Here is an 11,771-nt window from a genome sequence, read left to right on the forward strand (position 1 = left end):
ATACTCTAACGCTGAACTGCAAACACTCTGTGGCAATGGTGATGTCACGAGTTAGAGTAACGAGGTAACCATGGATTTCGGTGCGTTGTACGATTTTCTCTTCAACACCTACGCCGGCATCGGATGCCTGGTGGGAATCGGTTTGGTCGTAAGTTTGATCGCGTGCGTCATCATGGAGCGCCGCACGCGCAAAACGTTCGTCAATCACGAGCCTGACGAGGACGATTGGTCCTTTTTCGATGACGACGAAGACGACAAGTAACGTCTTCGCGTTCGTGCCGAACGGCGACCAGACGATGAGGATCGCCTTTTGAAAAGCTCCTTGCACGTACGCGCGATCACTGCTTTCGAGTCTCGCCGCGCGCAGCTTTTCAGCTGCGCGCTCCTGTTTTCAAGCCGTCAATTCTCCCGCACACTCAAACCATATAATTGAACCTCATCGCCTCTTGACAACCCGGAAAGGAAGTACTTCCATGAACGAAGCCGAAACGCATCTCTACCAGCGCGAAGGAGCGTACATCCCCCGCGTCGCCGCCGTGCATGATCTGTGCGGCTACGGCAAGTGCTCGCTGGGAGTTGCCATTCCCGTGCTGTCCGCCGCCGGCTGCGACGTATGCCCCGTGCCGACGGGCTTGTTCTCGTCGCACACCGCCTTCCCCGGCTGGTACATGCACGACACCACCGAGATCCTAGCCGACTACCTGAACGCATGGAAGGGCATCGGCGTGGAGATAGATGCCGTGTACTCCGGTTTCTTGGGCGCACCCGAGCAGGTGGATCGCATTCGCGATCTGTACGCTATGTATCCGAACGCTTTGCGCGTGGTAGATCCCGTGATGGCCGACCACGGCAAGGTCTACCCCACGTATACGCCCGAGCTGTGCTCCGCCATGGCCGAGCTGGCTTGCGGCGCCGACATCCTCACACCGAACCTCACCGAAGCCGCCATCATCCTGGGCGAGCCCATCGGCGAAGATTGGGGCGGCACCGACATCTCCGACGAAGAAGCGCACCGCCTGGTAGATGCCCTCGTGGCGAAGGGAGCGAAGCACGTGGTGCTCAAGGGCATCCAGCGCGAGGGCGAGTCCTGCATCCGCAACTTCGTGGGCGGCAAGGACTGCGAGACGTTCGAAGCGCATAACGAATACCTGCCCTACATGTTGCACGGCACGGGCGACTTGTACGCGTCATGCCTGATGGCCGCCGTGATGGCCGGTCGCTCGCTGCAGGAGGCCGTCGCGTTCGCAGGCGACTTCGTGCACGACGCCATGCTGGTGAGCGCCGAACAGCCCGACTTCAAAGACCGCGGCGTCAGCTTCGAGCCGCTGCTGGGCAAGGTGTGCGAGCTGCTGTAGGAGACGCACGCAACCTGTCAACGCGTTGCCGAAACGGCCGGCCTTTGCGGCGAAACCGCACGTTTCGGGCACGACGCATCCTCCAAGATGTCCTCCGATGGGGTCGGGCGAGAAGGCGACCGCCCGACCACCTTCTCTTCTTCTACAGCTTGAACCCCAGCGATTCCAGCACGTACTTGGGAACCATGAAGCGGACGGTCTTCTGGGGGTCCACCATCTGGCACACTTGCACGTCGGCCACCAGCGACAGCAGCATGACCAGCTCGGCCTCGTCGACGCCGGTGCGGTCGTGCAGCAGATCCACCATCTCGTGCACGGCGCGATCGGCCGCTGCGTCGAGAGACTCGGCGGACGCGATGATGCCGAGGTGCGTGCCGTTCTCGATAAGCGGATCAACCAGGTGCAGGTCGGGCAGCGCAGTGAGCGTGACCGTAGCGTAGCCGGCCACCTCGGCGCCCGACACGCTAATCTCGCCATCGCCCATCGCCGCGTGCATGTCGCCGCAGCCGAACAGCGCGCCCTCCACCGCCACGGGGAAGTACAGCGTCGCGCCCGTGGTGATGGCGGTGTTGTCCATGTTGCCGCCGTGGCTGCCGGGCGTTCCGCAGTTCACCGGATCGCCCGCCGGGGCCACGCCGATGACGCCGATCATGGGGTTAAGCGGGATGGACAGCTGGTCGTTCCACACTAGCTTGTCGCCGTCGATAGCGCACAGGTGCGTGCTCCACGCGTCGAAGCGGTCGCCGCACACGCCCTCGTCCTTGCCCGTGCACGACGCGGTTTGCGGGTCGAGCTCGATGTTCTCGATGGTCACCTTCAGCGCGCCGCCGGGCACCGCGCCCTCCACGAACACGGGGCCGGTTGCCGGGTTGATGCGATCCCAGTCGATCTCGTCCAGCTCGTCCTCGGGCGTCTGCACCTGGTTGCCGAAGCAGTCCTGCGTGCGGATGCGCACCGTCTCGCCCGATGCCACCGTCAGCGCCGGCTCCAAATCGCGCGCGAACGCGAACAGCACGCGCTCGTCGTTAAGTTCCTGCATGAGGCCACCCTTTCTACAAGATTGTGCTGAGGTTAATAGTACTACGGAGGGGGCCGGCTCGGCAGCATCTCTTGTGTCGGATTCTTGCTCGAAAAATACGACGAGCAATCAAGCGGGGGGGGGGACCGCTTTCGCGAGTTTACGCTTCGCCCTCGTAATCTTCCTCGTAGTAATCCGGCTCGGGGACGAGGACGCACATGAGCAGCATCGCCACGATGGGAACGAGCGTGAACACGAGGTTGTTGAAGGACGGCATCCAGGTTGCTTGCCCCGACGCGACCCAAGCGGCCAGGACGATGCCCGCCAGCAGCAGAGCGCTCGCCACGAGCGTGCCCAGCACGGCGAACGCACGCGTCGGGCGCAGGCGGAAGGCCGACAGCGCACCCGTAGCCGCAATCCAGCTGATCACGATGCACCACAGCGCCGGCTGCATCAACAGACTGCCGATGCTGGCCTGCACGTCGAGCCCCGCAGAGAACTGCCAGTTCGTCAGCGCGTCCCAACCAAGCAGGCTGTGCGACCCGCATGCGGCCAACATCACGCTGACCACCAGCGAGAACGCCAGCGCTCCGAACGCGCGCGCAGGCGGCAGGCAGAACCCGGCCACGAGCGGCGTCAGCTGGTTGCAGCCGAACGCCCCGGCAAGCGGCGGCACGAGCGTCGCGTTCGCATCGGCGTCGCCCAAACGCCCGGTGAAGTACCACCAGGCCGCCGTCGCCGCCAGCAGAACGCATCCTGCGGCGGGAGCGTTTCCGGCGATGAGCGCCGCCGATAACGCGAAGTATGCCAACAGCGCGCCGAGATGCGGCTTCAACGCTCCCGCCAACGTCACGAGCGCGAACAGCCCCCAGAACAGCGGGTTGGCGAATCCGCTGGTCTGCGGCAGATTCGCGAACGCCACGAACGCGACCGCCCCGCTGCCCAGCGCGCCCGCCGCATGCGCCGCCACCGTGCGCTGCAGCGGCGTGATGCGCTCGCGGAGCGGCACATACGGAACAGGTGGCGCGGTCTCGGTTTCCTCTTCCTCCTCATCGTCGGCGTGACCGACGATGACGGAGAGCTCGCGCACGCCGCGCTTCGGATCGCCCAGGAACGGCTCCAGCTCCTCCGCGAAATCGGCGACCGTCGCGTAGCGCTCTTCCCGGTCGGGGTCGAGCGCGAAGAAGATCACGTCGTCGACGGCGGGGTCCAGCTCGTCCCAGCACAGCGACGGCAGCACCAGCTCCGCATCTTCGATAACAGCTTCAGCGCGCTCGAGATCGGGTGCCAGAAACGGGTTCTCGCCCGCCAGCATCTCGTACGTCAGCGACGCCAACGCCCATTCGTCGCAGCGCACGTCGAGGTTCTCCTGGCGCATCTGCTCCAGGGGCATGTACCCGATGGTTCCTCCGCCGGCCGCGCCGTAGCCGGACGCGTCGGCCAGCGTGGCCAGGCCGAAATCGGTGACTTTCACCTGGCCTTGATGGTTGATCAGCACGTTGTCGGGCTTGATGTCGAGGTGCAGCACCTGGTTGGCGTGCGCCACCTCCAACGCGTGAGACACCGACGCGAACACGGCAGCCACCACATCCAATGTGAGACGGTCGGCGTGACGATGCAGCAGCTCGGTGAGCGTGACGCCTTCGACGTACTCCATGATGAGGTAGGCGGTGGACTCCTGCACCTCGAAATCGTACACCGCGACGATGCTCGCATCCGACAGCATTGCCGCGGTGCGCGCCTCGTCCAAGCCGGGAACGTGCGCGAGAGAATGTACCAGCGGCCCGTCGCCTACCAGGTCAAACACCGAAGTCGCATCCCCTTCGGCTTCGTCGGCATCGTTGAAAACGGGATCGTCTTCCCAGGGAAGCGGCTCGTGCTGCGGCGCGCGCTGCGCGACGGCGTTCGCCCCTGGAAGCGCCGCGCGCGCGGCGTCCACCTCATCCAGCTCGATGCATTTGATGGCCACCTTGCGTTGGATGCGCGTGTCCCACGCCACCCGCACGGTGCCGAAGCCGCCGGCTTTCGCTTCGCCGATGGGTCGATACCGGTTCAATATGAGCTGTCGATCGCGTGCCATGCGCCTATTATAGGGCAGGCGGCCGCAGATGCCCACGCGAGCTGCCGCAACGCATGCCTTGCGCAAAAACCTTAACCCCTATGTGCAGCAAAATCGAGTTTTTGGCAGTGATCGCTCGCATTCGCCGGCTCCAAAAGCACGCGGAAGAGCCCTGGCAAGCCGTCAGCGAAAGAAACCGCAGGTCGCGTTTTGCCCATGTCGCTTGAGAATCAAGCAAGACTGCCAAAAGCTCGATTTTGCTGCACATAGCGCTGAAGAATTATGCGACAGCGAGGGCGACAAGCAGCGAGCAGCGAGCAGCGAGCAGCGAGCAGCGAGCAGCGAGCAGCGAGCAGCGAGCACATCATAGCGCAAGCAACTGCGCCTCGCTCCGCCCCAACAGCCGCGAGACTCAGAACGCAGCCTCGAGAGGCTCGCTCACGCGCACGCGCTCCTGGCCGCGTTCAAGCTCGGTGATCTTGAGCAGCAAGGGCTCCTGCGTGCCGTCGAGCATGCGCAGGCGCAGGGTGACCGCATCGTCGTACACGGTATCGAGCACTTTCGCACCGCAGTCCGACGCAATGCGCACGAGCTGGTCGTACTTGCCGTACGCCGCTCGCACTTCGATGTCCACGCACCGCGACACCACCACCAGCTCCGCCGCCTCGATGCCCGCCTGCGTGGCCTGCGTGTACGCGCGCACGAGGCCGCCCGTGCCCAGCAGCACCCCACCGAAATAGCGCGTGACCACCGCGATCACGTCGGTCAGCCCCGCGTGCTGGATCACCTCGAGCGTGGGAAGCCCCGCCGTCTTCTGAGGCTCGCCGTCGTCGGAATAGCGCACGCGCCCTTGCGCGCCCGCGCCGCCCTCGCGCAGCACGTAGGCGTACACGTTGTGGCGCGCCATGCGGTTGGCCGCGCGGATCTCCTCGAGGAACGCCAGCGCCTCGTCCTCGGTTTCGACATGCGCCAAGCTCGCGATGAAGCGGCTCTTCTTTTCCTCGATCTCGGCGGTCGCCCGCCCCGCTATGGTGGTGTAGGAAGTCATGGGGAAAGTGTAGCAGACGAGCGTCGCGCAACCTAGCGACAGAGGAGCCCGGGCAGGAGGGAGGGAGGATGCCCGGGCTCGTGGAACGGTATTTTGCTCGCGGCTCGCAGATCGGCGGCCGGGATTCGCCGGGACGCGACGCACCGCGTCCCGGCGCTTGACGCTACTTGCCGGTGATGAACGCGTGCGCGGTGTTCGCGGCGGTGCGGGCGCTGTTCACGCCGTGGCAGGTCATGGAGCCGTTGATGTCGATGCCGTACATGTTGTTGTACAGCATGCCGCCGTCGGCGCCCACGGCGAACAGGTTCTCGAACGCCTGGTCACGGCCGGGCTTCTTCACGCGGAACTGGCGGTCGGTCTTCACGCCGCCGGAGTACAGACCCTCCAGCGCGCCGCGGATGAGGCCGCAGTAGAACGGCGGCGTGGCGATGGGCATGAGGTACTCGGGGTCCTTGCCGTAGTCCGCATCGATGCCCTGCTCGACGTTCGCATTGTACTGCTTGACCTGGCTCAGGAACAGCTGCTTGTCCACCTTCATGATGTCGGCCAGCTCTTCCAGCGTGTCGGCCTTGTACGCGTCGTCGGCCTTGGCGATCATCTCTTCCCACAGCTGGGCGCATTCCTCGTCGCCGTCCAGCATGTACTCGTAGACGTCCTTGTCCATGATGCTCCAGCAGGTGCCGCCGGCGAGGCGCACGGGCACGTTCTGCAGCTCGAAGTTGTGCGTGTACGTGGAGCACGCCTCGTCCGAGAAGCGCTCGCCGTTGATGTCCACCCACAGGCACGGGCCGCCCCAGCACAGCTTGTCCCAGATGGGGCCCCAGGGGCCGGCCGACCCGATGATGTTCGTGCAGCCGAACGCAGGCGCGCCGTGCTCGATGCCGCCGGAGTTGATCATCATGTTCACGCCGTCGCCGTAGTGGCCCGGCGTGCCGATGATGCGGATGTCCTCGAGGTCGATGCCCAGCTTGCCCATACGCGCGGCGTCCTCGCCGAAGCCACCCGTGCTGACGATGACGGCCTTCGCGTTGATCTTGATGGTGTCGCCGTACGTGTCGGTGGCGTACGCGCCGGCCACATTGCCGTTCTCGTCCAGCACCAGCTCGCGAGCGCGGGTATTCAGACGCAGGTTTACGCCGTATTCGGCCAGCTTCTTCTTCATGAATGGGAAGTAGCCGATGCCGGCCGCGCCGCCCTTGTACACGTAGTCGAAGCTGAACTCGGCGCGGTAGCGGCCCTGCTTGTACATCTCTAGATACGCAGGGTCGAGATCCTCGATAGCCTCGTACTGCACGCCGTTGTCGATGAGCCACTGCACGTTCTCGGCGGCATGGCTGATCATGTCGCGGATGAACATCTGGTTCACCGTGTAAGACTGCGCGTCGGCCTCGTAGCGCACCATCTCGCCGAGCGTGGCCTCGCCGGAGTTGGGGTGCAGGCCGTACGCGTTCGTGCACTCAACGCCGGTGCCGTTGCCGCCCAGAGCCGACTGGCCCTCGATCAACAGCACCTTGTCGCCGTTCTCGCCCGCCTGCACCGCGGCCGCCGTGCCGGAGAAGCCGCCGCCGACGACCAGGATGTCGCACGAGATCTCCTCGGTAACCTGGCTTGCCCAGTCGGTGTCCTCTTCGTCCTTCTTATCGGCTGCATACGCGACGCCCGCCGCGCTCATCGCCATTGCCATGCCGGCCGCGCCGGCGCCCAGCAGGAAATTCCTTCTGCTCAGTTTCGTCATGAGAGTAACTCGCTTTCGTGTCGATGAATGAAAACGTGGGGTTGCGGATGCGCCTGCTTCGCCGAGCCGAACCGTCGAGGTCGTTCGCAAGGGCGCTCGTCCGCAGCGTCTGTCGCCTTACCGCTTCTTGAAGTCGCCGTCGGTGTAGGTGATCGTCTTGCCGTCGACCACTGCTTCAAGGCTTTCGATGGCGTAGGTGTTGTCCTTCACGTTTTCATGCGTGGCGGCGATCTCGGCGCCGGCGAACTCGGTGACCTTCACCTGCATCGTGAGGCTCTCGATGTCGTACCCGGTGATCTCACGCAGATCGTCCACGTAGTCGGCGAACTTGGCATCATCGCTCGTAACCGTAATGGGGCTGTCGGCTTCGGACACGTCCCAATCTACCAGGGTCATCTCATTCGTCGCCGTCTTCACGAGCGTCTTCGTCGTGGCGTCGGCCGAGCTCGCCCCGCTCGCCGCAGCTCCGCCCGAGCCGTTTCCTCCGCAGCCCGCGAGCGCGCCCAGCGACAGAACGGCGACCATAGCCACTGCTAGCAGCATCGACACGCGCGTCGACCTGCTCCCTCTTGTCGTACGCATCTCCATCCCTCTCCCCTTCCTATTCGATTCGCCGCTTCGAACCGGCCCCTTGCCGGTCGGCGGCTCAGGGAAGATTGAACGCGATACGAGCAGGGATTGCTTCATCCGCGGCAGGCGTTTTGCGAAAATCACCCGTTTGTGATGAGACGGATGAGGACGAGAGGATCGGGAATCCACCCGCTACATCTGCTGGGGAAACACCAGATCGAGCAGCTCTTGGCGATTGTGGACGTTCACCTTGGTGTAAATATGACGGATGTGGCTTTTCACCGTGTTCTCCGACACATGTAGATGCTCGGAGATGTAGGGGCCGTTGCGTCCCGCGACCAGCAGCGACAGCACGTCGGTCTCGCGCGAGGTGAGGAAGAACGCAGACGACAGCTCCGCGATGCGCTGCGACGGCAGGCCGGAAGCCGCGCCGTCACCGCCCGCCACGCGCGCCGTCGCTTCGTCGGGCCGATTGAAATCGAGCTCGAATTTGCTGAGGTTCTCCCACACGCTGCCCTTGCCGCCGGAAAGCCCCACTGTCAACAGAAGCAACGCGCTGCCGAACACGATATACGACACGATGGTGGCACCGTCCTTGTCCACGAACAACCCCAACACGGTACCCAAAAGGATGCCCAGCTGATCCACGGCATACACCACACAGATGATGCGCAGCAACGACGTGCCCGACTGGTAGCTGAGCATGACGATGATCGTCCAGATGAGCAGGTCGAAGCACGCGTATCCCGTGAAGAACAAGCAGTCGAACACCATCGATCCCGGCGCCCCCATCACCGCGAGCGCACTGCTACCGACAAGCCCCACCGACATGGCCACGAGCGCGACCCGCAGAATATGATAAGGCCTCCACGAGCAGAATAGGTAACCTGCCAACACCGCGAGGCTGGTGAACGCTCGCAGCGCCACGGTGACGTACTCCACGTACGCACCTTGCATGCCCGGCGTGAACATGGCCTGGTAGTTCGCGAATCCGAACGATGCGCTGATAGCCAGCACCATGAGCAGAAAGTAACGATCGCAGCCGAACAGCCGCCTCGCGCGACGCACGCCGTCGACGCATTTCTCTCGAACGACGGTCACGGTTTGAAGCGTCGCTCGATTCTGACCGCGCACCAGATAGACGGCGTAGCACAGCGCTGAGAACAGCGGCAGCAAAACGGCGAACACCATCGAAGCCGTCGGACGCAAAAACATGACCAGCAGAATTGCGACGATGTTCAGCGGCAACGCCGCCGCAAGATGCACGAGCGCGTTCGTGGTTCCCTGGCACGTGGCGATGCCGCCGGCCAGCACGGCTCCGACGCTCTGGTACGAACCCACCAGTATGCCGCCGACCACCAGCAACGCAGGGTTCGCATGGGTACCTGCATAGATGAGCAGCGAGCCCAAGCTGCCACAGAAGAAGGAACAGCCGGCGAACACCTTGGGATCGAGCACCCGCGAACGCGCCGAGGTGCTTGCCGCCAGCACGGCCAGCAACAGTGCACTGGCTCCGAAGGACACGACGAACGGAAGCGCGTCGATGGGCTTCCCCGCCGCCGAGAACAACGCCGGGCTGAACGGGACGACATCGAACCACGACCAGAAGAACGATGACACGAGCAGCGCCACCGGAGAAATGTTGCCCGTGAATCTGTCGAGTATCTCGCCCATGGGTGCGAGTATAGCAAACGATGCCGGGAATGCGCGCGAAAGGAGCGCCCGCTTTTCGTGCAGCGAACGTGTTCAGGGCAGCAAAAAACCCGCCGAAGCGGGTTTGCAATTCAGATGGTGCGGGCGAGAGGACTTGACGTTTTAAAAACGATCGAGAATAGCAAAACGCCCGAGGGAGGTAACTACGTACCGTTCGGGCGCTTAGCAATTCATACTATATTTGGCGGTCTACTTTATGTCAATGACAGCGCCATGACGGTTCACGAAAAGCACGTGCGCCACGCCACCGAGCTCCGACGCGTGCTTGCGAAGCTCGCGCTCTATCGCAGCATCGGGGACGCCCTTCATGCGCCGGGAATCGAACACGATGTTGCCCGACTGCCATCGTGCGCGCTTCAGGTTGCGCTCGACGGCTTTAACGCTCGATGCGGTCGGCGACTTCATCTCCCACAGCTTCCCGTCAATCAGCGCGTCTGCCGAGGTCGCATAGGGCTCGTCGCTCTTCTTGACGAACTCAACGTCAAACCCTGCGCGAGCGAGCGACTGCGCTGTTCTCTGCTCGTGCGGCCATACGTTGGCATCGCCGGGAACGATGATCTTTCCGATTTTCTTTACCATGACCGCATTGCACCCGAAGTCAACACGCAGACCTCCTTCGCGAGGCTTTCCTTCCTGTCGCGCCGAAAGACTAGCAGGGCAGCAAAAAACCCGCCGAAGCGGGTTTCTCAATTCAGATGGTGCGGGCGAGAGGACTTGAACCTCCATGGGGTTTGCCATTCGTAAAACCTCACGCACTCAAAAACCGTTTCCGCACGTCAGAGGCAACCCACCGAACTGCTGATGTTTCACCGCACTGTTTTTTGGTATACCATTTGGTATACCAGATTCGTTTAGTCATCTAATCCAAACATGAAATCGCCCACCGCTTTCATCGCCGACACTTTGTTCTCGGGAACCGTATGCGCGTACACGTTTTCCAGCATCTGCGTGCCGGAGTGCCCCATGAGGTCGGCGGCGGTGATCATGTCCGTCCCCTTCGACACGACGTACGTGGCGAAAGTGTGCCGCAGCTCGTGGAGCCCCACCCCGTCGAGCCCGTGTTCATCGCGCCAGGATCGCCACCAGCGCGCGAAATTCTCGGGATGCATGCGCCCTCCGACGGAATTGGTGACGACGGGCGTCGATGCGTCCTGGACGATCCGCAGGCGCTTCAGCTTCGCACGCTGCACCGCCCTCCAAGCAGCCAAGCATTCCTGCACCTTCGGATGGATGGGCATGGAGCGCTTCCGGTGCTTGGTCTTGGTGTTTGCGAGCCCCGGATCATCGACGTTGCGCACCTTCGAGATCGATAGAACCTCGTCCGACACATCCCTCCACGACAGACCCAGCAGCTCCTCGCGAGACAGCCCGCACGTCACGGCCAGCAAAACGCCGATCTTCCGGGCTTCCGGCTCCCCGCCCGCGAGCTCGACCATGAGCGAGCGGAGCGTTTCCACGGACAGGGCCTGCTTCTCGTCTGTGTCGACCTTCGGCTTGTCGACGCCGGAGCAGGGGTTCTCCAGGATGATCCTCCGCTTGACGGCCATATCCATGACGGCCGAAAGGGCGACCGCGATGCCCCGCGCCGTGGTGCCGGACAAGGGCTCGCCGGACAGGCTCGAGGATCCCGTCCTCATAGCGGCGTAAAACCCCATGACATCGTCAGGGCCCACATCCGCGACCTTCGCCTGGCCGAACCATGCAGAGATCGTCTTGGCCCGAACCTTGTCCTTTCGGCACGTTCCGGCGGCCAAGGCGCCGGACTGCACGAGCATCTCGCGCGACTCGATCCAATCCTGGACCAGCGCGGCCATCCTCTCGCCGCCGCCGTCAGGCCCGTTCTCGACTTCGATCAGAAACTCGCGCAACGCCGCCTGGGCTTCGGTATAGGTTCCGCAAACCCTCTTGGTCCTCGGCGGAAGCCGCTTTTTCGTGATGGGATCTCTGCCCATGCTGATGACGATGCGCCACCTTCTGCAGCGCGCCCTGGACTTGCCGCTGTCGAGCTGGACGATAGATCCACCGCCCCTGGCCTTGCCCATGGTATACTTCACCTTGCCTTTCCATCAGGTTAGGTTGCAGCCCCGCCACCGGTCGCCAAACTAGAGCGGGGCTGCGCTATGTTATTCGTCTTTCTTGAATCCGGGCCAGGCGTACGGGTCGAACTCGCGCCAAAGATGATCTTCGGACAGGTCTCGCTTGCATATCGGGCAAACCTTGATCTGGTTCGACATGACCGTGGAGCTCGATCCGCATTCGCATTCGCTGCGCAC

10 protein-coding genes are annotated in these 11,771 nt (G+C 63.3%); 2 read left to right on the top strand and 8 right to left on the bottom strand.

What is annotated here, in order from left to right; all coding sequences use genetic code 11:
* Positions 1–70 precede the first annotated feature (70 nt).
* Together GT613_RS12540 and GT613_RS12545 are read left to right on the top strand one after the other, a co-directional pair.
* Positions 71–262 carry a DUF6724 family protein gene (locus GT613_RS12540; RefSeq protein WP_009305350.1) on the top strand — a complete coding sequence of 64 codons (192 nt, stop codon included), beginning with the start codon at positions 71–73 and terminating at the stop codon, positions 260–262.
* A gap of 211 nt (positions 263–473) precedes the next feature.
* Complete coding sequence (locus GT613_RS12545) at positions 474–1,355, top strand: PfkB family carbohydrate kinase (RefSeq protein ID WP_009305351.1); 882 nt, start codon at positions 474–476, stop codon at positions 1,353–1,355.
* A gap of 142 nt (positions 1,356–1,497) precedes the next feature.
* Here GT613_RS12545 and GT613_RS12550 read toward each other — a convergent pair whose 3' ends face one another.
* From GT613_RS12550 to GT613_RS12585, 8 genes are all read right to left on the bottom strand, one after another.
* The gene (locus GT613_RS12550; protein ID WP_009305352.1) at positions 1,498–2,394 is read right to left on the bottom strand and encodes an acetamidase/formamidase family protein; all 897 of its coding nucleotides are present in this window, start codon (positions 2,392–2,394) and stop codon (positions 1,498–1,500) included.
* A 139-nt stretch (positions 2,395–2,533) separates the two neighbouring features.
* Complete coding sequence (locus GT613_RS12555; RefSeq protein ID WP_081434225.1) at positions 2,534–4,453, bottom strand: serine/threonine-protein kinase; 1,920 nt, start codon at positions 4,451–4,453, stop codon at positions 2,534–2,536.
* Positions 4,454–4,844: 391 nt separating this feature from the next.
* Positions 4,845–5,480, bottom strand: coding sequence for a YigZ family protein (locus GT613_RS12560; protein ID WP_086414203.1), 636 nt, complete (start codon positions 5,478–5,480; stop codon positions 4,845–4,847).
* A gap of 163 nt (positions 5,481–5,643) precedes the next feature.
* Positions 5,644–7,215, bottom strand: a complete 1,572-nt coding sequence (locus tag GT613_RS12565; protein ID WP_086414202.1) for an FAD-dependent oxidoreductase — start codon at positions 7,213–7,215, stop codon at positions 5,644–5,646.
* 117 nt (positions 7,216–7,332) lie between these two features.
* On the bottom strand, positions 7,333–7,803 hold the full coding sequence (locus tag GT613_RS12570; protein ID WP_139912324.1) for a hypothetical protein: 471 nt from the start codon (positions 7,801–7,803) through the stop codon (positions 7,333–7,335).
* 174 nt (positions 7,804–7,977) lie between these two features.
* Positions 7,978–9,459 carry a helix-turn-helix transcriptional regulator gene (locus GT613_RS12575; RefSeq protein ID WP_086414200.1) on the bottom strand — a complete coding sequence of 494 codons (1,482 nt, stop codon included), beginning with the start codon at positions 9,457–9,459 and terminating at the stop codon, positions 7,978–7,980.
* Between the two features lie 228 nt (positions 9,460–9,687).
* Positions 9,688–10,236: a hypothetical protein gene (locus GT613_RS12580; RefSeq protein ID WP_161172647.1), complete on the bottom strand. Its 549-nt coding sequence runs from the start codon at positions 10,234–10,236 to the stop codon at positions 9,688–9,690.
* A gap of 113 nt (positions 10,237–10,349) precedes the next feature.
* Positions 10,350–11,540, bottom strand: a complete 1,191-nt coding sequence (locus GT613_RS12585) for a tyrosine-type recombinase/integrase (protein WP_161172648.1) — start codon at positions 11,538–11,540, stop codon at positions 10,350–10,352.
* Positions 11,541–11,771 lie beyond the last annotated feature (231 nt).

The organism is Eggerthella sp. BIOML-A4 (assembly GCF_009875575.1).
Lineage (GTDB): Bacteria > Actinomycetota > Coriobacteriia > Coriobacteriales > Eggerthellaceae > Eggerthella > Eggerthella lenta.

Coding starts and splice junctions, on each gene's coding strand:
- GT613_RS12550 (WP_009305352.1), bottom strand. CDS start 2,394: ATGCAGGAACTTAACGACGAGCGCGTGCTGTTCGCGTTCGCGCGCGAT.
- GT613_RS12560 (WP_086414203.1), bottom strand. CDS start 5,480: ATGACTTCCTACACCACCATAGCGGGGCGGGCGACCGCCGAGATCGAG.
- GT613_RS12575 (WP_086414200.1), bottom strand. CDS start 9,459: ATGGGCGAGATACTCGACAGATTCACGGGCAACATTTCTCCGGTGGCG.
- GT613_RS12545 (WP_009305351.1), top strand. CDS start 474: ATGAACGAAGCCGAAACGCATCTCTACCAGCGCGAAGGAGCGTACATC.
- GT613_RS12580 (WP_161172647.1), bottom strand. CDS start 10,236: ATGGCAAACCCCATGGAGGTTCAAGTCCTCTCGCCCGCACCATCTGAA.
- GT613_RS12565 (WP_086414202.1), bottom strand. CDS start 7,215: ATGACGAAACTGAGCAGAAGGAATTTCCTGCTGGGCGCCGGCGCGGCC.
- GT613_RS12540 (WP_009305350.1), top strand. CDS start 71: ATGGATTTCGGTGCGTTGTACGATTTTCTCTTCAACACCTACGCCGGC.
- GT613_RS12585 (WP_161172648.1), bottom strand. CDS start 11,540: ATGGGCAAGGCCAGGGGCGGTGGATCTATCGTCCAGCTCGACAGCGGC.
- GT613_RS12555 (WP_081434225.1), bottom strand. CDS start 4,453: ATGGCACGCGATCGACAGCTCATATTGAACCGGTATCGACCCATCGGC.
- GT613_RS12570 (WP_139912324.1), bottom strand. CDS start 7,803: ATGGAGATGCGTACGACAAGAGGGAGCAGGTCGACGCGCGTGTCGATG.